Raw genomic sequence first — 21,756 nt, forward strand, 5'->3', positions numbered from 1 at the left:
ATTAGGCACGCCGCCAGCGTTCGTCCTGAGCCAGGATCAAACTCTCCGTAAAGTGTTTGATAAAGCTCATTTGTTTCATTTAAATCAAGTATTAACGTTGACGTTTTTGGTTGTTTAGTTTTCAAGGTTCAAGGTGTTTCGTTTGTGTGTTGCTCTCTCAAGCGACTAGATCATCTTACCATTATTTCAGATTCGATGTCAACACTTTTTTTAATTCGTGTTTGTGTGCTTCATTACTTAACTGTCTTAAGGACGAGTGCGCTTCATTGCTTATCTCTCTTAAGGACGAGTAATAATATAACACGAATAAAAGCATAACGCAATAGAAGTTATAAACTTTCTCATAGATTAAGATTTTTATGCTTTTTTCTTAATCCTTTAATAGTAATGCCCAAAGCTTTATTTCCCTTCAAAATAAATAATGCTAAACCCGCAATGACTACAGCTCCCCCTATGACCTGGGATCCACTGACGCTTTCACCAAGAATATAATAGGCCAAAACAGTAGCTCCTACCGGCTCAAATAAAATTGCCATAGAGATAAAAGTAGTTGAGATCCATTTAATTGACCAATTAAAAAGAGAATGACCGAGCAATGTCGGAAAGATTGCCAGCAGCAGAAAGTAGATCCATTCCTGCGATTCAAACGGACCAAGAGACTCACCTTTGATAAGAGTATAGAAGAACAAAATGATTGCGCTTATGCTGTACAGAATAAATGTATAGGTAACAATCGAGAGTCTTTTCCTGACATCCTGTCCAAATAACAAGTAGGCCGTAACAAGCGCACATGCCATCAGGGCCAGGAAATCTCCCCAGAGTGCCATCCCGCTTATTTGAAAATCTCCCCAGCTGATAATCAAGCTTCCTGCAATTGCTATAGATGCGCTTACAAGAGCCGTTTTTGACATTTTCTCTTTGAAGAAGAAAAAGGCTCCTGCGAAAGCAAATAACGGCTGAAGCGTAACCAGTACCGTAGAGCTTGCCACAGATGTATATTGAAGAGATTCAAACCATAATATAAAATGAAAAGCAAGAAAAATTCCTGCTATAACGGAAAAGGACCAATCCCTCTTTGTCAGTTTGCTTATTTCTCTTCTATGGTAGAGAAAGAAAAACGGAGCCAGTATTACTGAACTGAAAAACATCCTGTAAAACGCAATTACTCCCGGTTCCGCTTGAGAGAGTTTAACAAGGATAGCGGAAAGAGAGACTGTGATCACTCCAAGTAAAATGGCTAGGTACGCTTTCTTTTTAGCGGCTTGCATAAAAACTCCTCCGAATCACTCAAGTCTTTGTCTAATTGATGTGTTGTAAATGCTATTATACAATTTTACTAAACTTTAAGAAGGAGGTGCCATATTGTTCGAAATCGATCAAATTGTTTTTATAAAACTCGGATTAACAGCTCTTCTTGGTTTGGTTATAGGACTTGAGAGAGAATTAAAAAGAAAGCCGGTTGGACTTAAGACCAGCCTGGTGATATCCATTGTAAGCTGTCTGCTGACGATCGTTTCTATAGAATCCGCTTATTCGTTCCCAGGGGACGACAGCGTTAATATAACGATGGATCCTCTTCGTTTAGCTGCACAGATCGTTTCAGGAATCGGTTTTTTAGGTGCCGGTGTCATATTGCACAGAGGAAATGATACGATTTCCGGGCTAACCACTGCCGCTATCATCTGGGGTGCAGCCGGTATCGGCATTGCCGTAGGAGCCGGTTTTTTTGTAGAAGCTATTTTAGGCGTTATTTTATTAATTATTAGTGTTGAAATTCTTCCGTTGATCTTAACGTGGATAGGTCCTATGAGGCTCAAAGAAAAAGAAATGTACATTAAAATTATTGTGCATCATGCGAGTTATGTAGGTCCTGTTGTAAAGAAACTCGAACAGGATGGCATTAAAATAGATAAAATCCGGCTGAAGGACATTAAAGAAGAACAGCATATGATTCAGTTAAACACATCTGTATATCAGCGAAGACTTGAAACAGACGTGTATTCCTTTGTTTCTAATTTACCCGGTGTTGCCGGGGTGGAGATTGAGAGCAGATAATGAATAATAAAAAGCGCTTAGGATCCTCATTGGCCCTTAGCGCTTTTTATACTTTGTTTTATTTATTCAAGACCCGTTAATCCTTATTGGTCTTTCTCCTTTGAGATTTATACTTCTATCCCTGCAATGCCGAATCCACCTGGGCCTGAATGTGTCGATATCATTGCCCCAGCCTGGATCCATTTTATCTTTTTGAATTCATGTTCTTCTGCGATTTCCTGCACCCGCTGTTTTATACGATCTTCAAGACCGAGTGAATACATTAAATACAAAACCTCTTTATCCAAATTATATTTTTCTAAATAATCCCTCATCAATTTTTCAGCGACTTCACTCATTTTCCCCCTGTATTTTTTTGTGGATACAAGCTTTCCGTCTATTAATTCAATACATGGCTTTATTTTTAATAATGCACCGCCAAGATACGCAACATTGCTTACACGTCCTCCCGCTTTTAAAAAATCCAGGCTTCCGGGAATAAATGACAGCTTCGACTTAGGAATAACGGACTCGATTAATTTCACCAAACGATCAGGTTCAATTAAAGGATCTTTATCTAACAGTTCTGCAGCATACATGACAACCGCAGTTAATCCCCCAGTTACGTTTAAAGCGTCTATTAAGAGGATCTCCTTAAATTCTTCTGCTGCGGTGCATGCATTTTGAAAGGATGATGATGCTTTTGATGTGTATCCAATATGAACAATTGTGCATTCTGGATTTTCTTCTTTTATTTTCGCAAAAAACTCTTCGTATTCATGGACATTGGTAGCAGTAGTAGAAGGGATCTTTTTTGTGGCTTTATAGTAATCAAAAATATTCTTCACAGGCAATGAACCGTCTAAGTAATCTTTTCCATCCTTAATAATATGCATGGGAACTACTTTTATCTTAAAGTCATTCGCTAAATCATCAGGCAGGTCCGCTCCACTCTCAGTAGATAAAATTATTTTTCTCAATATAAATCCCCCTTCCGGATTAAGGAAATTTTAGTTTTCACTCGATGTTTCCATATTGGCTAATAATAATTCAGTACCATCTTTTATTCTTGGAAGAAAAACTGTCTTTCTTTCCTCACTACCCTAAGACCGCACATAAAAAAACCTCTGTATCATTTTTCAGTTTGGGATGACGTTTTGATTCTTACAGTTATGACCTTATTAAAAAAGCCACTTTTCTCTTGAGTTTACTTACTCAAAAGAAAAGTGGCTCTAAGGTGTATATAGTTGAAAGCTTTAAGTGGAGCTAAGGGGATTCGAACCCCTGACCTCTTCGCTGCCAGCGAAGCATTCTCCCGCTGAACTATAGCCCCTCAAACGGTACATATTATATTATACGTTTTATTTTGCACCTGGCAAGGGGTGAATTGAAATTTTTATGAAAAAGTGGTCAACACTATAGCAGAGGTGATGAAAATGAGCTGGGCTAGACTGTGGCGACTTCCGAAATGGTTGTATTTAATATTATTAATTAGTCTGTTTGTCAGTATTTTTGGTATTTTCATTCATTTAATTGAACCGGTCACTTTTACGACATTTTGGGAAGGGGCATGGTGGGTGCTGATCACAATCTCTACAGTTGGTTATGGTGATTACGCGCCGGCTACCGCTGCGGGCCGCTGGATGACTGTACTCATCATCCTTCTTGGAGCGGGTCTTATCTCCAGTTATTTTTTTACGATTGCGTCTTCAGCATTTGTCAGGCAAAAGGCCATAGAAGATGGTACACACTCCTATAGTGGAAGAAACCACATCATCTTTATCGGGTGGAATGCCAGGACATCATGGCTGATTGAGCAGTATCCGGGCAAACCTGTCGTGCTGATCGATGATTCTCTTGAAAAGCACCCGATGCCAAAAGTGGGGCCTTGTCAGTTTATTAAAGGAAAGCCATATTATTTTGAGACGTTAAAAAAAGCTTCACTGTCTACAGGAGCGTCTGTTATTATCACAGCAAACCAGCACGTAGATGAAGAATCCGCGGATGCTCAAACCGTTTTAACGCTGCTGACCATCCGACGTCTGCACCCTACCATTCCATGCGTGGTGGAACTCCTCACCCATGAACATGTAGATTCTGCTAAAAAAGCCGGGGCTACCACTATTGTCGAATCGCACGCAACGGTTGGCAGAGCATTGACAGATTCACTTAGTCAATTAACTTGAACAGCGGTTTCCGCTTTTCTGATTATTTGAATCCCTTGCTCTTCATATTCTTCTGGAATGTCACTGTCAGCGTCTCTAGGGGATTGGAACTGGTTAAATGCTGCAGAAATATTGCCGATTTCTCCGTCCTTATCAATGCCATCCTCATATTGATGACCCAGTAAAAAAGGCACGCCAATTTTCACTTCAACACCTGGACGATCTAATAGTCCTGTTGTTGCCTTAAAAGGAAGACGTACATAGTAATAACAGCCCTCTTTCGCTAAGCGGTAATCAAAATAACCATGATCGTATTCCCAGCCTCCACCTACAGAAAAGCCGATTGGTTTTAGCGCTGTTTCGAGTTTATATAATGTGGTTTCATATCCGTTTAAAGAAGATTCAATTTCAATCATGCCTGTCACCATCCTTTTCCTGTAGTTTAGCCGAGTTTACTGCATGTATACAAAAAAAGAGTGAGTTGGAAGCCGGGGCTTCAACTCACTCTTACTTTTATTTTAAACGTTTTTCAAGTTCAGCTTTCTTCTCTTCAAAGCCTGGTTTTCCAAGCAAAGCAAACATATTTACCTTGTAAGCCTCAACACCCGGCTGATCAAATGGATTCACACCCAAAAGATATCCGCTCATCGCGCAGGCTTTCTCAAAGAAATAAACAAGGTACCCGAAAGTGTAAGCATCCATTTCAGGAATTTCAACTACAAGGTTTGGCACTCCGCCGTCATTATGAGCAAGAAGCGTTCCCTGGAAAGCTTTATTGTTTACAAAGTCCACCGTTTCTCCTGCTAAGTAATTTAATCCGTCAAGGTCACTGTCTGCTTCTTCAATGGTTAATTCATGACGTGCTTTTTCTACTTTCACCACTGTTTCAAACAGATCACGCCGTCCTTCTTGCACATATTGTCCAAGAGAATGAAGGTCTGTTGAAAAATTGGCAGAAGACGGGAAAATTCCTTTTAGGTCTTTTCCTTCACTTTCGCCGAATAGCTGCTTCCACCACTCGTTAAAATATTGCAGGCCTGGCTCATAGTTAATAAGCATTTCAATCGTCTTGCCTTTGTTGTAAAGGACATTTCGAATAGCTGCATATTGGTATGCTTCATTTTGTTCCAGCTCTGATGAACTGTATGCTTCACGTGCGTCAGCTGCACCTTTCATCATCGCTTCAATGTCCACGCCGCTGACTGCAATTGGCAGCAAGCCGACAGCCGTAAGAACAGAGTAACGGCCTCCTACGTCATCAGGGACAACAAAAGTTTCAAACCCTTCATCATCAGCAAGTGTTTTTAATGCGCCTTTTGATTGATCAGTGGTTGCATAAATTCGGTTCTTCGCTTGCTCTTTGCCATATTTCTCTTCCAGCAGTTTGCGGAAAATACGAAAAGCAATAGCAGGCTCTGTTGTAGTACCCGATTTGGAAATGACATTGATCGAAAAATCTTTTCCTTCGAGTACATCCATCACGTCCCGCATATAAGTAGAACTGATATTGTTTCCAATAAAAATGACTTGCGGCGTTTTTCGCTGTTCTTTTGTAATCGCGTTATAAAAACTGTGATTAAGCATTTCAATGGCTGCACGCGCACCAAGATAGGAGCCGCCAATTCCCACGACTAATAGTACATCGGAGTCATCTTTAATCTTTTGGGATGACTTTTGAATGCGTGAAAATTCTTCCTTATCATAATTTACAGGCAGGTCAATCCATCCAAGGTAATCGCTTCCCGCTCCCGTGCCTTCATGTAAAGCATGATGCGCTTGCTTAACTGTGTCCTGAAGGTATGTAAGTTCATGTTCTCCAAAAAAATCTAGGGCATTTGAATAATCAAAACGAATATGCGTCATATTGTTTCCTCCGTTAAATGTATTTCCTTCTTTCACTTTATCGAATGTAGGACAGAGAATCAAGAAGGGTTCAAAATGAAAACGGATACAGTTGGATTTTTATAAAAAGCGGCTGATTCTTCAATGAATCAGCCGCCTAACTTTTTAAAGAGATGCAGTTAAAATTTCCATAACATCTTCTTTGTGTAGTGATTTGAAATTGCCGAATTCTCCATTGATCATCGCTTTATCAGCCATAACTTCAATCTTTTCATCCGAGATATCATAATCGGCAAGTCGTATCGGTGCACCTATGCTGCTCCAGAAAGTGCGAAGGCGTTCAATTCCTTCTAAACCGATTTCTTTGTCGCTTTTTCCTTCAGGATCTACTTCAAACACGCGGACCGCCATTTGCTTAAAGCGGCTTTCGTTCACCTCAAGGTTATGCTTCATCCAATTTGGGAATAAAATCGCCAGTCCGCCGGCATGCGGAATATCATATACGGCTGACACGGCATGTTCGATGTTATGTGAAGCCCAATCGCCTCGGTAGCCCATCTGCAGCATGCCATTTAAAGCAAGCGTACCGCTGTAGAGAATGGTTTCACGCAGTTCATAATTCTCAAGATCATCGACAAGCTTAGGTCCTGTTTCAATAACCGTTTTCAGTACACCTTCAATAAGGCGGTCCTGAACAGGTGTGTTGGATGTATTGTGGAAATACTGTTCAAATAAATGCGACATCATGTCAACAATCCCGTATACCGTTTGATCCTGAGGAACTGTAAAGGTATTTTGAGGATCTAAAATAGAGAATTTAGGAAATGTTGCAGGGCTTCCCCATCCGTATTTTTCTTGCGTTTCAAGATTCGTGATAACGGATCCGGCATTCATTTCAGAGCCCGTTGCAGCAAGCGTCAGCACTGTTCCAAACGGAAGAGCCTCTTCTGCAGCTGCTTTTTTCGTCACAAGATCCCACGCTTCACCGTCATATTTTGCACCTGCTGCAATGAGTTTTGTGCAGTCGATAACACTTCCTCCGCCGACAGCTAAAATAAAATCAATATTTTCTGTTTTACAAATATCAATTCCTTTTTCTGCTGTAGTCAGACGAGGATTCGGTTCAACTCCTGACAGTTCAAAAACGGATGCTCCAGTCTCATTAATGACCGAAACTACTTTGTCATATAAACCATTCTTTTTAATGCTTCCCCCGCCATATACAAGTAGGACATTTTTTCCATATTGAGGTATTTCCTGTTTTAACTGTTCAAGTTGATCTTTGCCAAATATTAATTTCGTTGGGTTGTAAAAAGTAAAATTTTCCATAGATTTCTGCCTCCTTAACGTTCCATTTCATTATGAAAGATGGCCGCATGGTTTGCAAAAAAGATGCTCAGTGCATGCTTTTACACAAACAAAATTACCAGTATAACTTGCCCTGTCAACACCATACTAATACTGCTTTAACTTTTAAGTAAAGGAGGGGAAGATATTGAGCGGAATTCAACGTGCTGCTTTAGTTCTTACGATCATTGGTGCTTTAAATTGGGGACTTATTGGTTTTTTCCAATTTGATTTAGTGGCTGCAATTTTTGGCGGTCAAGATGCTGCATTGTCTCGTCTAATTTATGGATTAGTCGGCATTGCCGGTTTGATCAACCTTGGATTGTTGTTTAAACCATCTGAAGAGGTATCTCGAAAAACCCGAAAAGAAAATGATGTGGATCCACAGCCCACAATAAGCTAGTTCTGACTCCAGGGAGAGATTTTTTAAGCTTTCCCTAATTATAAAAGCAGCAGGCATCCAATGCCTGCTGCTTTTTTCGATTTAACTATTTCTTTTATACCCAGCCTCTGAAACGAGAAGCTTCAGCGGATTTTCTTACTCCTACCATATAGGCAGCTAAGCGCATATTGACTTTTCTGCTTTGAGAAAGATCATAAACCTGGTTAAAAGCAGTAATTAATTTCTTCTCTAATTTTTCATTAACCTCTTCTTCTGTCCAGTAGTACCCTTGATTATTTTGAACCCATTCAAAATAAGAAACGGTAACACCGCCGGCACTTGCTAAAACATCCGGAACCAACAGAACCCCGCGGTCATTCAACCGTTTAGTCGCTTCAATTGTAGTCGGTCCATTAGCAGCTTCCACAATAATCGATGCATTTATACGATCCACATTTTCAGCTGTAATTTGATTGGAAACCGCAGCAGGAACCAGAATATCACATTCAATTTCAAGAAGCTCACTATTTGTGAGTGTATTTTCAAATAAAGTCGTAACGGTTCCAAAGCTGTCGCGGCGATCTAATAAGTAATCAATATCAAGACCTTCCGGATCGTGAATAGCTCCATGAGCATCAGATATGGCAATTACTTTTGCTCCCGCATCATGCATAAACTTTGCCAGGAAACTTCCTGCATTTCCAAATCCCTGAACGACTACGCGTGCACCTTTAATCGATAAACCGCGTTTTTTTGCTGCCTGATCAATGCAAATGGTTACACCTTGAGCGGTTGCTTTTTCGCGGCCCTGTGAACCGCCAAGCACAATTGGTTTTCCTGTAATAAATCCAGGTGAATTAAATTCGTCTATTCGGCTGTACTCATCCATCATCCAAGCCATAATCTGAGAGTTGGTGTAGACATCTGGAGCTGGTATATCTTTTGTCGGTCCAACAATTTGGCTGATTGCCCGAACATACGCACGACTCAGGTTTTCCAATTCTCTCATTGACATGGTGCGAGGATCACATATAATTCCACCTTTTCCTCCACCATAAGGCAAGTCCACAATACCGCACTTTAATGTCATCCACATCGATAAGGCTTTTACTTCTTCCTCATCAACATCGGGATGAAAGCGTACGCCGCCCTTTGTCGGTCCAACAGAATCATTATGCTGAGCACGGTAGCCAGTGAAAACACGGGTGGATCCATCGTCCATTCGAACAGGCATGCGAACTGTCAGCAAGCGCATCGGCTCTTTCATTAGTTCATATACAGGCTCATCATAGCCCATTTTGGTTAATGCTTCGCGAATAATCCCTTGAGTGGATGTAAAAAGATTTAAATTTTCTGCCATGATTGATGTTCGCCCTCTTTTATTTCAATAGTATGAATCGGCATTATTGTACCATAGATGTCACATTTTAACGATAGATTTCATAACGATTTCTCAGTTTGCAGGAATTGTCTTTTTTTAAACCATTCCAGCTTTATTGAAAGCGCTTAATAGTTACGTGTTAATAGTATCCGGAAGCTTGTTCACATTATGAACTAGCTCCGGACAGCAGCAATAAAACAAACAATAGGAGTTAAGACAGTACTTTTACAATACGCTCAATTGCCCAGTCAAGTTCTTCTTTTGAAATAACGAGCGGAGGAGCAAAACGGATAACTGTTTCATGCGTTTCTTTACATAGAAGCCCCTCTTTTTGAAGCTCTTCACAGTAACTGCGGGCAGCTTCTGTTAATTCAACGCCAATGAAAAGCCCGCTGCCTCTTACTTCTTTAATAACTGGATTGTCGATTTTCTTTAAAGCGTCCATGAAATATTCGCCTAGTTCCAATGAACGCTCTGCCAGTTTTTCATCTTTCAATACTTGAAGTGACGCAATGGAAACAGCGCAAGCCATTGGATTTCCGCCAAATGTTGAACCGTGTGAACCCGGGTTGAATACGCCAAGTACTTCTTTATCAGCAACAACACACGAAATAGGAAATACTCCTCCGCCCAGTGCTTTCCCGAGTATGTACATATCCGGATTTACATCTTCCCATTCACAGGCAAACATTTTCCCGGACCGGCAAAGACCAGCCTGGATTTCATCGGCAATAAATAATACATTATGTTCTTTACATAGCTCACGTGCCGCTTTAAGAAAGCCTTTTGGAGGGAAAACAATACCCGCTTCTCCTTGAATAGGCTCCACTAAAAAAGCAGCCGTATTCGGAGTGATCGTTTCTTTTAAGGCATCCAGGTCACCATAAGGAATTAAGTTAATGCCCGGCAGCATCGGTCCAAATCCGCGCTGGTATTCTTTTTCTGATGAAAGAGAGACAGCTGTCATTGTTCTGCCATGGAAATTTCCATTGCAGGCAATGATCTCAGCTTTATTTTCTTCTACACCTTTTACTTCATATGCCCACCGTCTTGCCGTTTTAATGGCTGTTTCAACTGCTTCTGCTCCAGTATTCATCGGCAATGCCATTTCCTTGCCTGATAATTCACAAATCAGTTCATACCATGGGGCAAGCTGATCATTATGAAAAGCACGCGAAGTCAAAGTAACACGATCCGCCTGGTCTTTAAGTGCCTGAATGATTTTTGGATGACGGTGTCCCTGATTCACAGCTGAGTAAGCACTCAGCATGTCCATATATTTATTCTCTTCAGGATCCTTTACCCATACCCCTTCAGCATGAGAAACAACAATCGGCAGCGGATGATAATTGTTTGCCCCGAATTTTTCTGTCTGTTCAATAATCGATGTAGATGTAGTCATAAAGATCCCTCCAAATTTTAGATGTACGTCAGCAGCCATTACTCTCCGGCGCTTAAAATCTTCCTGACCCGGTTTCCCATAATGGACTGGCTTTTCTTTGGCAAAGATGAAAATAAGCCGATCAGAAAGGACCATTCGAACAGAAAAGACTAAAAGGAAACTCCTAGCCTTTGAACAGGACCTTTTCATTGTCCTGCTCTATTCAATCTCTTTTTGATCGGCTTTTTACTTACATTCCTTACAGCATTTCAGATGTTGTTTTCGCTTGCATATGAAGAGTCAGGTAGTCCGGTCCGCCTGCTTTAGAATCCGTGCCTGACATATCAAAACCGCCAAATGGCTGATAGCCGACAATCGCACCTGTACAGCCGCGGTTGAAGTAAAGGTTTCCAACATGGAAATCTTCCCGTGCTTTTTCCTGATTCATGCGGTTATTTGTAATAACTGCACCAGTCAGCCCATACTCCGTGTTATTGGCAATCTCAATGGCTTCGTCAAAATTCTTTGCTTTTGTTAATCCGACAACAGGTCCGAAAATTTCTTCCTGCATCAGACGGGATTTAGGATCTAAATCAGCAAATACTGTTGGTTTAATGAAGAACCCTTGAGAAGAATCACCTTCTCCACCTGCAACTAAACGACCTTCTTCTTTACCAATTTCGATATAGCTCATAATTTTATCGTATGCAGCCTGATCAATAACCGGACCCATGAAGATCTCCGGTGCAACGGTTTCGCCTAGTGAGAGCTCTTTTGTCAGCTCTATGACGCGGTCTAGCACCTGGTCATAAACTTCTTCGAGTACAACTGCTCTTGAACATGCAGAGCATTTTTGTCCGCTGAAGCCAAATGCTGATTTCACGATCGATTGCGCGGCAAGCTCAAGATCTGCTTCTTTATCCACTACAATCGTGTCTTTTCCGCCCATTTCCACAATGACACGCTTCAGCCATGTCTGGCCATCGTTTACTTTCGCTGCGCGCTCATACATGCGCGTTCCCACTTCGCGTGAGCCGGTAAACGAGATAAAACGCGTGCGAGGGTGATCTACAAGATAGTCCCCTACTTCTTTTCCGCTGCCAGGGATGTAATTTAAAACGCCCTTAGGAAGACCTGCTTCTTCCATTACTTCAACAAACTTTGCTGCAACTACAGGAGTTGTTGAAGCCGGCTTAAGCAGAACCGTATTGCCTGTTACAAGTGCAGCAACTGCTGTTCCCGCCATGATGGCGAATGCAAAATTCCAAGGGGAGATAACCACACCGACGCCAAGCGGAATATAATCATATCGATTGTATTCACCAGGACGGCTTTCCACTTTTTTGCCATCTTTCATTGCAAGCATTTCACGGCCGTAATACTCCATAAAGTCGATCGCTTCTGCTGTGTCAGCGTCTGCTTCATTCCAAGGTTTACCCGCTTCCTTTACAAGCAGAGCCGAGAATTCATGTTTGCGTCTGCGCACGATGGCGGCCGCACGGAATAAAATATCAGCACGGATCTCCGGCTTTACTTTGCGCCAGGTTTTAAACGTTTCATCTGCCACCTGCATTGCTTTTTCGGCAAGCTGCTGATCGGCTTTTGAAACACGGCCAACTACTTCATTTTTGTTGCCGGGATTATAAGAAACAATCTTGTCCTCTGTCTCAACGCGTTCGCCGCCAATGATAAGCGGATAATCCTGTCCCAAGTAACCCTCAACCGTTTTGAGGCCTTGCTGTAATGCATGTTTGTTTTCCTCAACAGTAAAATCAGTAAATGGCTCATGCTTGTATGGAATCATAGTAAACCTCCTATATAATTCAAAAATATGTTTTTGATTGAAAAGTGCAAAAATTATTTGCACTAATAAAACCCTTACACTTATAATAATGCAAAAGATGATTGCATATTTCAAGTATTTTGTTTATTCTGTTTTTTAAATTTGAAAGGAAGGTATTGAAAATGCCTGCACCAAAAGGGAATTTTATTGATCTGCAGCTTGTATCACAGGCTCTTGATCATATCCAGCTGGGGATTCATATGGTGGATATTGACGGGAGAACTATTTTATATAATCAGCAAATGCGTGTGATGGAATCCATGGAGGAGATTGATCTGCTGGATAAGCGTCTGCAGGACATTTTTAAATTTTACCCTGATGACAACAGCACACTCCTTCAGGTTCTTTCTTCCAAAAAACCCGTATTAAATGTGAAACAAACATATTTTAATGTTCATGGCAGAGAAATCACAACTCTTAATAACACGTATCCAGTATGGAATAATGGAGAACTGGCCGGAGCAATTGAAATTGCGAGGGATGTTTCTTCCAATGAGCAAATTCGAATCAGATCAGGTTCAGGAAACCCCGACCTCTCTTCGTTTAATCACTGGACAGGTTCTTCTCCGCTTATAAAAGAGATGATTTTTGAAGGAAAAAAAGCAAGCCGTTCTGACAGTATGATTCTTCTTATTGGAGAAGCCGGCAGCGGAAAAGAAAGACTTGCTCAAAGTATTCATGTTGAAAGAGGTCTTAGTCCACATGCCTTTCACTCCATTGACTGCAGAGATCTGACAGCGGGATTGCTAAAGGAACTTTTGAGCGAATTTAAAACAAAATCTGCTGAACGTGATGCAGCTACATTGTTTTTTGATCACATTGAAAGCCTGGAAATGTCTCTCCAAAAGCAGCTGACATCTCTTTTAACTCAATGGAAGCTGGACATTCGCTCAGCTGATAAGCCGTCCATCTACCCAATTCTTACTTTAAGTACCGATCCAATAGATGCAATTCAGTCCGAACTTTTAGATAAAGATTTATATTATCTAATGAGTGAAGTTTTAATCTTTGTTCCTAGTTTGCGTGAACGGAAAGATGATCTCAGGGAGCTGGCCGATTATTTTGTGGAGGACTTTAACCTGCGTTTTCAAATGGAAATTGAAGGCGTATCATCAGAAGTGATTAAGTTATTTACCGCCTACGATTGGCCGGGTAATGTCAGAGAGCTTCAGCATGTAATGGAGGCCTCGCTTTTTGCTATGGGTCAGGACCGTGTAGTGGGTTTCACACATCTTCCGCACTATTTCAGATTAAAGTTTGACGATCCACTGAATACAAAAACCTCATTAGACAGCTCAAGCTTCATGATTCGGGAAGGAAAGCCCATGCAGACACTTGATGCGTTTCTTCGGGAAGCTGAGTCGTATTATATCCAAAAGTCTCTACAGTATCATCATTACAATGTTACAAAAACCGCCAGTGCTCTCGGCATGAGCAGACAGAATCTTCAATATCGGTTAAAGAAAAACAACTTAATCAGACAATCAAAACCCGGCTCTCCTTTTTAATCTGGAGAGCTTTTTTGAATTTAGTAAAATACCAGTGAGATTCCTCTATGTTAGACTAAATTATGTCCTTTAATTGCCATATTTAAAAATTAATAGAAAATATCTTGTATATTCAACTCTCTTAAAAGCTAGCTTCGATGTCGAGTCCCATCATGGCAAATGAAAAGAAAAAGATTGGCTTTTGACTGAATTTTGGTACAATTTAAAAACAAAGATCTTTATCTATCAATTTAACCTGAAATATCCATAGATCTACTCTGAAATCTTCTGGATTTACTTAAGCACCTTGCCTTTTACCCACTGTTTTCAGTCACTGTCTTCTATAACCTGATCCGCTTACCGAATGATTAAAAAAATGGAGGGTGATAAAAATGAACATGTTACGGTCGAAAAAAGATGCAGAAAACTTTGTTGATCAAGCCAAAGATCTTTTTAAGTATGATGAAGCTGGTAAAAAGTTTTATTTTGTCTTTGAAGATCATTCTAGAGACGGTAACTGGACCATTATGTTTTATCCTAAAGAGGAGCGATGGACGAGCCATAGCTTTGGGGAAAATTATTGTGATGAAGGTGAAACTGAGCTCACGCGTGAAGAAATGAACTCATTTATTTTTAAAAATAGAAAATATGTGAATCGAGCATTAAAAAACTTGGAACCTGTGCTTGTAAAAAGCTAAGGCGAATACGCCCTTATGTTCAACATTAAAAATAAAAAAAGCCCTGAGATTAGGTGGCAGTCACCTTCATTCAGGGCTTGTTTTAGGCTGATTACAGCCAAGTCGCTTTTTTAGCGCTTCATGTCAGACTGTTCAATCCAGTCTTGAAGCTTGTCTTTAAGGCTGTTAAAGCCAGTCGTATCTTCTGTGTGAGATACAGATTTTGAAGGAGCTGAGCGGCGCTCTTTGCGCGGCTGAGGCTTCACTTCTGGTGCTTCTTCAGTTGCACGGATTGAAAGGCTGAATTTGCCTGCCTTTTCGTCAACAGAAAGAATTTTCACATTTACTTCCTGACCTACTGAAAGGTGCTCACTAACATCACTTACAAAGCCGTGAGTAATTTCAGAAATGTGAACTAATCCTTGTGTATTTTCGTCAAGTGCAACGAATGCACCGTAAGGCTGAATGCCTGTTACTTTACCTTTAAGCTCTTGTCCTGCTTCGAAATTTGTAGACATGGAAACATCTCCTGTTATATATAATTTTTATCGTTTTCACGCAATTATTGATTATACCACAACTCTCTTAAAAAATCAAAAGCTGATTTATTCTCATGTTTCTGCAATCAGCATATCTCCGTGCTGATAAACAATTTTCCACAAGTCGTTTTCTTCTTTTAACGGAACGACTGCGGTTACGATAGATCTAGAGCCGTACGACAGCACAATCATCATCTGTTTTACGCCGTCCTGCTCTCCGACTTCCGTGATTTCTGCGACATGTGTAAAGTCCTGGCTATATAAATTTTCACGGTTCGTTTCCGCTAAAAATACTTCCCGCTCTGGACGATTCTGCGTTTGGGCAAACAGTGCGTACAGTGTCTCCAAATCACCGATGCTGATTGCATTAAGATACAGCTGTATTGTTTCTTTAGCCGTCAGCTCTCTCAGCAGCGCATCTTCCTTAGCAGTTTGATAATCATTGTACAGGCTATTTAACTCTTCATTCAGCGGAAAAAGCCCGGCATCTGGTCCTCCTACCATTAAAAATTGGACTAAAGAGGTGTCATGCTCTTGCTGAAACTCTTCCCATCCTTGAAAACGTTCAAAATTATTTTCTTCAAGCTTTGCGTAGAAAAGGCGGACAATTCTTGCAGAAGCATAGTTCTCAATTTTGTCATCTTCCATTATTTTTTCCCATGAGGCTTTCACATCCGGCATGAGCATTCCCTGATCAGTGAAAACGGGGTTTGATTCAGAACCTTTCACTAAAAAATCAAGCAGCCTTTGATGCTCATTTAAAAGTTCTTCTCCTATGGGCTCAGTAGCAACCATACCGGTTAAATATTTTTCTGCCTCCAATAAGATGGCAGGTGCCTGCTCCATTGAAATAAGAGGCTGTTCACCTTCCATGAAAGGAAGCTCCTTTCTTATCGACTTAATATATCCTATGTAAGAATCATTTATTTTGCCTGAACCTGATTGCAGGTCAGCAACTTTATTGAACTCTTCTCCCCCAATCGTGATATTGAACTCATTACGTTCAGGATCTACAACTGCCTCATAGCCATTTTGAGCTATTTTATTTAACAGATCAGCAGCCTCAGAAGAAAAAGCAAACTCCTCCATTGACTGGTCCCCAAGATTCTCAAGTTCCGGTTCATATTCCTTAAGCGCTGCTTCATACTGGATCATAACCGGTTCTGCCATTTCAAGATACCGTTTTGTAAGCATGTCGGAATGAATCGCCTTGGAATATTCATCTTTGGATGCGTATTCCTCTTCTTGAATATACGTAAGCGGGGTAACAAGACGCTCTAACGCATCCTGCATTTCAAAAGGGTTTAACTCCCCCTCTTCTGCTAATTGGTTTCTTTGCTGAAATGCCTGATGCTGATTAAGTACTTCCTGAACATATTCAATTTGAGCGGTTTCCCCCTCTGAAAGGCCGAGCTCTTGTGCCAGCTGCTGGACTCTCCGTTCCACTTCCTGCCCTAGTTTTTCAAGTGAATCAATGACTTCTCCGTCCCCTGCAGAAAGCAGTATGTCTGTATCATTGCTTTCGGGTGAATCAGCTGTCTCCTGAGACGAATTAGATAACGGCTGGACCAATAGGCTGTAGACAAGAAATGCAGTGAACAGCCCTGCTAATGCAAGCGGCCATTTTGATTTTAAGAAGGAGGGTTTATTCTCCTCTGGTCCTGTTGCGTCTGCATTTTTGAAAAGATTCTTACCATCGATTGATGGAACCTTATCGTATGACGGCTTCAAAAAACCAAGCAGCTTTCCAAGATTTTGTTCACTCACGTGAGTGCCTTCTTCCCGACCGAGCTTCTCAAGAAGTTCCTCTTTTCCCTTAGTTAAATGCTCACCTGACTTTTCCACTGAGGTTTTTAAAATAAAGCTGATTTGCTCCAATGTGAATTCATGAAACGTTGAAAGTACGACCGCTGCCCGGGCATTTTTCGGCAGTTCCTGAATCAGCATATGAAGCTGATGGTCTTCATGATGAACAAAAAGAGCAGCTGACTCTTCTAACTCCATTTGCTCATTTCGTTTACGCTCAAAAATAAATTCGAAAATCTTTTGGAAATGTTGGAGCTCTATCCAGTCAGATTTAAATTTTTCATCAGAAAGGTACAGTTCCTTAACTATTCTCTCGATGATTTTCTCTCTCTGAGCCGCGTTTTGACCCATCTGAAATAAAAATCGCTCTGCTTGCGGCAATACCCTTTCTGCAAAATTAGCGTATTGATCAAGCTGATCTTCCCCATTACTTTTTATCTGATCCAACAAACCATCTCCTTATTATGCCGATCGATATTAGTAAAAATCATATCGGTTATAGACGATTTTATTAATTCCATTTTGACTTGCTAAATCAACAAGCCAAGTGTTTCCATTCACAGATTCGAAGAAGAGCGTATGTTGATCATCGTCCTCAAAATAGGAAACCTGATATAAGATCGTATCTACATCAATCGCTGCTAATTTTTCGGGCGTTGCCATTTCAAAAAATTCATCTTTAGTAGGTCGCTCCTGCGTATTTGCGAGAAGTGAATAAACCGTTTCAGGATCTTCGGATTCAATAGCCTGAAAATAAAAAAGTGCGATCTCTTCTGGTGTTAAATCTTTCAAAAGAGCGAGGTCATGGTTTTTTTGATACTCTTTAAATGCTGTGCGTCTGCCGCCCTCGAGCGGTATCAATGCGGGCTGTACTTGTAAATTATTCTGCTGTTGAGTATAAGATAGATCGAAAATACGATTAGATTGATTCCACTTTTCGGGCTGTTTAAAATCTCTTTTAGCCAATTCATCGTACTGTTCTTTTATAACAGCTGCGGATTCATATTTCTCCAGTTTTTCAGGCTGAATCATTTTTTCCCAGGCTTTTTGAACCTCTTCTTTTAATCTGCCATCCTCAAAATTAGCGTTTTTCTCATAACCGTAGACAAAATGGGTAAGCAGCTTTTCATGCTCCATCGCTAATTCATCAAACAACCATGGAGTTCCTTCTGCATCCTGGGCATTTTTGACCTCGATGAGCAGATCCTCTACTTTCGTTAATTCTTCAGGAACATCTTCAAACGGCATTTGTAATTCGTCATTGATGACATATGGCAGCTCAGGCCGTTCTTTTAGGTAGGTTTGATATACGGGATCGAGAAGTTCAAGTTTTTCATGAACCAGCACTCGCCCTAAAAAAACATCAAATCTTTGTGCTTCAGCGTTATAGGCATAGTCAAAACCGTTTTCCTTTATTTTTTCCTGAAGTAAAGTTATGTCTTCCGGTACAGAAGTCGACGATGGATTTAAATCAGCGCCGTTCTTTTTTGCATAATCATGATGAAGCATTGTAAGTTTTTTGCTATACATGTTCTCAAAGCCTATTGAACGATAAAGCAGCGAGCTTACGATCATGTCAGAAAAAGAGAAAGAATCCGGCCCATAGTCGATTTTATCAATGTTTGCTATCTCCTCTTCTAAGAATTCCATAGGGGTTTTCAATTCATTGGTTATATACTCCTTGTACCCGCCGAAATGATGGACGAAATCGCTCTCGTATTCATCGTACTCATCTTTTTCATTAACCGCCCGCGCCTCAGTGATTACACTGTTAATGTGGTGCACATAAGAAATTTGATCGAGTTCCTCTTCCGATAATCCTGTTTTGTTTCCAAGTGATTCAAGCTTTTCAGCAAGCTTTTCTTCCAGCTCTACAATTTCTTCTTCAGGAATTCTCGTCAGTTCAGGCTCTTCTTCTTTCTCTTCTTCCTGCGCCTCATTTTCTGTTCCGGTGCCGGGCTCAAAAGCAGGAAGCATGAATGCCAGGCTGATTAAAAGGAAAATGAGGCCCACGGATGCAGGCCCTGCCCATTTAAAACGTGAAGCTGCTATTGGCTCATGCTTCTGCTCTTTTTCTATTAATTCTTCTGAGTCTGATGCTTTTATCGTTTCTATTGTTTCTGTCATCTCTAACTTGGCATAAGCCGCTATAAGAAAATTCATGGATTTTTCAAGTTGGGCTTCACTCAGACCGTTTTCTCCATCTGTCAGTAAATTGTGCAGTTTCTTTCTTGCTTCTTCCTGACGTTCTGCAACTGATTCCCTGCTTTCTTTGATTATCTTTGCAATAGAAGAATGGTCCTGTGAATGAAAATTAGTCAGTACCCAAACAGTCCGATCTATCAGGGGAAGATTGTGGATGGCTTCGTGAAGCTCCTGATCTTCCGGATAGGGAAAAATACGTTCGTGTTCGAAATCAGCTGGTTCTGGCTCTTCTCTTTCTTTATAACTGTTAAAAGCTCGAAGAAAGAGTGAAGGATCATCTGAAGGCAAATCATCATTACTAAAAACCGTACGTAGTAGATTTTTTCTCTCTCTTTCAGGCGCTCCAAGCTGAAGGAGAAATTGTTCTATTTTCGCTATTTCTTTTTGAATACGTCTCTCTTCTTCATTCGACAAACGTTTACCCCCCTTTTTGAAATTAAGCAACTCCCAACTTTTTATTAAAATAAGCTGTTATTATCCTATTTTGAAACACAGAAACTCTATTTTTGCGATTGATAATACAGCCGCACTGATTATGGTTTAATCACATATAACCGGACATACTAACTTAATACAGCCTTTTCGAATGCTCATTTTTTATTTTCTGGATGACCTTCTATTTCTACCATTTCTGCACGATACCTCATTATTCCTGCCATTATATCGCAAAATATTCCATATTTGTCATAATAGCCGGAGAAAAACAAGAAATTTTCCGACAAATTTCATAATAATCCTTCATAATTCGACAAAAATATAGTAGCATGTACAAATCATATAGAAGTATGAAAGGAAGAAGATACGCAATGAACAATCAACAATGGTCTTCAAAATTAGGTTTTGTTCTGGCGGCAGCCGGCTCCGCAATCGGACTCGGGGCAATATGGAAATTCCCGTACATGGCGGGTTCAAATGGTGGCAGTATTTTTCTGCTCTTTTTTATTATCTTTACAGTTTTAATAGCAGGTCCTATTTTGCTTGCAGAATTTGTTGTAGGACGAAGAGGAAAGAAAGATGCAATAAGCACATTTCAAAAGCTTGCTCCTTCTACTGCATGGCCGTTCATCGGGATATTAGGAACGTTTATTGCTATTATTATTTTATCTTTTTACAGCGTAGTTGGCGGCTGGATTTTATCTTATCTGGCTCGAAGCATATCCGGGGGATTGAGCGGGTTAACTCAGGCGGAGTACGGAGCCCTGTTTGAAACGATTATTTCCAATCCTGTTGAAGTTCTCTTGGCACAGTTTATTTTTATGATTATGACGATTATCGTTGTTTCAGGCGGGATTCAAAACGGGATTGAGAAAGCAAGCACGTTTATGATGCCGGCCCTTCTTGTGATTTTTGTGATTCTGGCCATTCGGTCACTGACGCTTGATGGAGCAGCAGAAGGAGTAGCTTATTTATTTGTTCCTGACTGGAGCTACTTTACTCCTGAAACCATGCTTTTGGCGCTTGGACAATCCTTTTTTGCCTTAAGTGTCGGTGTATCCGTCATGATTACCTACGCATCTTATTTGAACGATCAGGACAATTTAGGTCGTTCTACACTTTCTGTAGCTTCGTTAAATATTGTCATTTCAATATTGGCGAGTCTCGTCATTTTTCCGGCCGTTTTTGCACTCGGCTTTGAGCCTGGAGAAGGGCCTGGACTAGTCTTTGTCGTTCTGCCTGCAGTGTTTAATGAACTGGCTTTTGGCGGCGTTTTTATGTTCGTATTTTTGATTCTATTACTATTTGCCACACTGACTTCAGCATTTTCCATTCTAGAAATTGTGGTTGCTTCTTTTTCAAGAGGAAAAGATCAGAAGCGGACCAAATATACATGGATTGCAGGAGCATTGATTTTCGCAGTTGGAATTCCAAGTGCTTTGTCATTTGGCGTTTTGACTGATGTAACCATAATGGGGTATCTGATTTTTGATTTTGCCGATTATTTTACAGCAAGCTTTGGACTCCCGCTTGGTGCTTTACTGATCTGTTTATTTATTGGATTTCAGCTTTCTAAAGCGGATGTTTATGAGGAATTGGAAAAAGGCGTGGGTATGCGTGCGAAATGGATGCCAGTCTGGTATTTTGCAGTAAAATATCTTGCACCGCTTGCCATTTTATTTATATTCCTGCAGTCATTTGATATCGTGTAAAATGGTTTCAAAAATGAATGGACATAAGAATTAACAAGGGAAATCGAGTATGAATCCACTTAGGATTTATACTCGATTTTTTTGTTAAGAAAAGAGAATGAGTCTGAGACAATCGCGTCTAAAACTCATTCTCTTATTTAAAAGATTTTTCCCCTTCTCTGATCATTCAATACAGAAAAAGAATAGGTTCATTGCAGTGGAAGGCGTCGACTCCTGTGGAATAAAGCGGGAAGGATGAGACCATGCAGATGCGCCAGCATCAAAGCGGCTCACCTCCCGCCCCACGGAAAACATCCGCCTGAAACGGAAATGAACCGGTCTCATTTCGAATGCAAATGAAGAAAAATACGTTCATAGTTTGAAAATCATGATTTCCTATACTTTTTCAATTCATTCATTCAGTAATTCACGAGACAGAAGAGATTTTTCTTTGTGACTAAGTAAAAAAGAATAGGTTCATTGCAGTGGAAGGCGGGGACTCCAGCGGGATTAAGCGGGAAGGGTGAGACCATGCAGATGC

The 21,756-nt window shown here is 40.6% G+C and carries 17 protein-coding genes and 1 tRNA gene; 6 read left to right on the plus strand and 12 right to left on the minus strand.

Annotated features, from left to right (window positions below; all coding sequences use genetic code 11):
- Nucleotides 1-341: 341 nt before the first annotated feature.
- Nucleotides 342-1,268 (minus strand): DMT family transporter, encoded by a 927-nt coding sequence (locus tag KR50_RS15155; RefSeq protein ID WP_041060599.1) that lies wholly within the window; start codon nucleotides 1,266-1,268, stop codon nucleotides 342-344.
- Nucleotides 1,269-1,371: 103 nt separating this feature from the next.
- On the opposite strand from KR50_RS15155, the gene KR50_RS15160 reads away from it, so the two are divergent.
- Nucleotides 1,372-2,055 (plus strand): MgtC/SapB family protein, encoded by a 684-nt coding sequence (locus KR50_RS15160; RefSeq protein WP_041060639.1) that lies wholly within the window; start codon nucleotides 1,372-1,374, stop codon nucleotides 2,053-2,055.
- Between the two features lie 107 nt (nucleotides 2,056-2,162).
- On the opposite strand, the gene KR50_RS15165 is transcribed toward KR50_RS15160, so the two are convergent.
- Nucleotides 2,163-3,014, minus strand: coding sequence for a DegV family protein (locus tag KR50_RS15165; RefSeq protein ID WP_041060602.1), 852 nt, complete (start codon nucleotides 3,012-3,014; stop codon nucleotides 2,163-2,165).
- 281 nt (nucleotides 3,015-3,295) lie between these two features.
- Nucleotides 3,296-3,367, minus strand: a tRNA-Ala gene (locus tag KR50_RS15170).
- A gap of 103 nt (nucleotides 3,368-3,470) precedes the next feature.
- Between KR50_RS15170 and KR50_RS15175 the strand changes: the two genes are divergently transcribed.
- Nucleotides 3,471-4,220 (plus strand): potassium channel protein, encoded by a 750-nt coding sequence (locus KR50_RS15175; RefSeq protein ID WP_052477151.1) that lies wholly within the window; start codon nucleotides 3,471-3,473, stop codon nucleotides 4,218-4,220.
- On the opposite strand, the gene KR50_RS15180 is transcribed toward KR50_RS15175, so the two are convergent.
- The 3 genes from KR50_RS15180 to KR50_RS15190 all read right to left on the minus strand — a co-directional run bounded on the left by KR50_RS15180 (nucleotide 4,208) and on the right by KR50_RS15190 (nucleotide 7,370).
- The gene (locus KR50_RS15180) at nucleotides 4,208-4,615 is read right to left on the minus strand and encodes a YugN family protein (RefSeq protein ID WP_041060606.1); all 408 of its coding nucleotides are present in this window, start codon (nucleotides 4,613-4,615) and stop codon (nucleotides 4,208-4,210) included. The two genes, KR50_RS15175 and KR50_RS15180, sit on opposite strands and share 13 nt — an antisense overlap.
- A 97-nt stretch (nucleotides 4,616-4,712) precedes the next feature.
- Nucleotides 4,713-6,062, minus strand: coding sequence for a glucose-6-phosphate isomerase (locus KR50_RS15185; protein ID WP_041060608.1), 1,350 nt, complete (start codon nucleotides 6,060-6,062; stop codon nucleotides 4,713-4,715).
- Nucleotides 6,063-6,206: 144 nt separating this feature from the next.
- A complete protein-coding gene (locus KR50_RS15190; RefSeq protein ID WP_041060611.1) occupies nucleotides 6,207-7,370 on the minus strand; it encodes an iron-containing alcohol dehydrogenase in 1,164 nt (387 codons plus the stop codon).
- A 166-nt stretch (nucleotides 7,371-7,536) separates the two neighbouring features.
- Between KR50_RS15190 and KR50_RS15195 the strand changes: the two genes are divergently transcribed.
- A complete protein-coding gene (locus KR50_RS15195) occupies nucleotides 7,537-7,791 on the plus strand; it encodes a DUF378 domain-containing protein (protein ID WP_041060614.1) in 255 nt (84 codons plus the stop codon).
- Nucleotides 7,792-7,885: 94 nt separating this feature from the next.
- Here the strand turns inward: KR50_RS15195 and KR50_RS15200 are convergent, their stop codons facing one another.
- The 3 genes from KR50_RS15200 to pruA form a co-directional block, all read right to left on the minus strand.
- Nucleotides 7,886-9,130 carry a Glu/Leu/Phe/Val family dehydrogenase gene (locus KR50_RS15200; RefSeq protein WP_041060617.1) on the minus strand — a complete coding sequence of 415 codons (1,245 nt, stop codon included), beginning with the start codon at nucleotides 9,128-9,130 and terminating at the stop codon, nucleotides 7,886-7,888.
- Nucleotides 9,131-9,362: 232 nt separating this feature from the next.
- Nucleotides 9,363-10,553, minus strand: a complete 1,191-nt coding sequence (locus KR50_RS15205) for an ornithine--oxo-acid transaminase (protein WP_041060644.1) — start codon at nucleotides 10,551-10,553, stop codon at nucleotides 9,363-9,365.
- A gap of 238 nt (nucleotides 10,554-10,791) precedes the next feature.
- Nucleotides 10,792-12,336: an L-glutamate gamma-semialdehyde dehydrogenase gene (gene pruA / locus KR50_RS15210; RefSeq protein ID WP_041060621.1), complete on the minus strand. Its 1,545-nt coding sequence runs from the start codon at nucleotides 12,334-12,336 to the stop codon at nucleotides 10,792-10,794.
- Between the two features lie 161 nt (nucleotides 12,337-12,497).
- Between pruA and KR50_RS15215 the strand changes: the two genes are divergently transcribed.
- Both KR50_RS15215 and KR50_RS15220 read left to right on the plus strand, forming a co-directional pair.
- Nucleotides 12,498-13,883, plus strand: coding sequence for a sigma-54-dependent Fis family transcriptional regulator (locus KR50_RS15215; RefSeq protein ID WP_041060624.1), 1,386 nt, complete (start codon nucleotides 12,498-12,500; stop codon nucleotides 13,881-13,883).
- 371 nt (nucleotides 13,884-14,254) lie between these two features.
- On the plus strand, nucleotides 14,255-14,560 hold the full coding sequence (locus KR50_RS15220; RefSeq protein ID WP_052477152.1) for a hypothetical protein: 306 nt from the start codon (nucleotides 14,255-14,257) through the stop codon (nucleotides 14,558-14,560).
- A gap of 110 nt (nucleotides 14,561-14,670) precedes the next feature.
- Here the strand turns inward: KR50_RS15220 and yugI are convergent, their stop codons facing one another.
- The 3 genes from yugI to KR50_RS15235 form a co-directional block, all read right to left on the minus strand.
- The gene (gene yugI / locus KR50_RS15225; protein WP_041060628.1) at nucleotides 14,671-15,057 is read right to left on the minus strand and encodes a S1 domain-containing post-transcriptional regulator GSP13; all 387 of its coding nucleotides are present in this window, start codon (nucleotides 15,055-15,057) and stop codon (nucleotides 14,671-14,673) included.
- Between the two features lie 93 nt (nucleotides 15,058-15,150).
- Nucleotides 15,151-17,331 carry a sigma-70 RNA polymerase sigma factor region 4 domain-containing protein gene (locus tag KR50_RS15230; protein ID WP_041060631.1) on the minus strand — a complete coding sequence of 727 codons (2,181 nt, stop codon included), beginning with the start codon at nucleotides 17,329-17,331 and terminating at the stop codon, nucleotides 15,151-15,153.
- Nucleotides 17,332-17,361: 30 nt separating this feature from the next.
- Nucleotides 17,362-19,503, minus strand: a complete 2,142-nt coding sequence (locus KR50_RS15235) for a sigma-70 RNA polymerase sigma factor region 4 domain-containing protein (protein WP_041060633.1) — start codon at nucleotides 19,501-19,503, stop codon at nucleotides 17,362-17,364.
- 392 nt (nucleotides 19,504-19,895) lie between these two features.
- On the opposite strand from KR50_RS15235, the gene KR50_RS15240 reads away from it, so the two are divergent.
- Entirely contained in the window at nucleotides 19,896-21,236 is a 1,341-nt protein-coding gene (locus KR50_RS15240) for a sodium-dependent transporter (RefSeq protein WP_041060636.1), read from the plus strand.
- Nucleotides 21,237-21,756: the final 520 nt, after the last annotated feature.

Origin of the sequence: Jeotgalibacillus campisalis (genome assembly GCF_000829515.1) — a bacterium.
Lineage (GTDB): Bacteria > Bacillota > Bacilli > Bacillales > Jeotgalibacillaceae > Jeotgalibacillus > Jeotgalibacillus campisalis.

Coding starts and splice junctions, on each gene's coding strand:
- pruA (WP_041060621.1), bottom strand. CDS start 12,336: ATGATTCCATACAAGCATGAGCCATTTACTGATTTTACTGTTGAGGAA.
- KR50_RS15190 (WP_041060611.1), bottom strand. CDS start 7,370: ATGGAAAATTTTACTTTTTACAACCCAACGAAATTAATATTTGGCAAA.
- KR50_RS15215 (WP_041060624.1), top strand. CDS start 12,498: ATGCCTGCACCAAAAGGGAATTTTATTGATCTGCAGCTTGTATCACAG.
- KR50_RS15155 (WP_041060599.1), bottom strand. CDS start 1,268: ATGCAAGCCGCTAAAAAGAAAGCGTACCTAGCCATTTTACTTGGAGTG.
- KR50_RS15200 (WP_041060617.1), bottom strand. CDS start 9,130: ATGGCAGAAAATTTAAATCTTTTTACATCCACTCAAGGGATTATTCGC.
- KR50_RS15205 (WP_041060644.1), bottom strand. CDS start 10,553: ATGACTACATCTACATCGATTATTGAACAGACAGAAAAATTCGGGGCA.
- KR50_RS15180 (WP_041060606.1), bottom strand. CDS start 4,615: ATGATTGAAATTGAATCTTCTTTAAACGGATATGAAACCACATTATAT.
- KR50_RS15220 (WP_052477152.1), top strand. CDS start 14,255: ATGAACATGTTACGGTCGAAAAAAGATGCAGAAAACTTTGTTGATCAA.
- KR50_RS15175 (WP_052477151.1), top strand. CDS start 3,471: ATGAGCTGGGCTAGACTGTGGCGACTTCCGAAATGGTTGTATTTAATA.
- KR50_RS15185 (WP_041060608.1), bottom strand. CDS start 6,062: ATGACGCATATTCGTTTTGATTATTCAAATGCCCTAGATTTTTTTGGA.
- KR50_RS15240 (WP_041060636.1), top strand. CDS start 19,896: ATGAACAATCAACAATGGTCTTCAAAATTAGGTTTTGTTCTGGCGGCA.
- yugI (WP_041060628.1), bottom strand. CDS start 15,057: ATGTCTACAAATTTCGAAGCAGGACAAGAGCTTAAAGGTAAAGTAACA.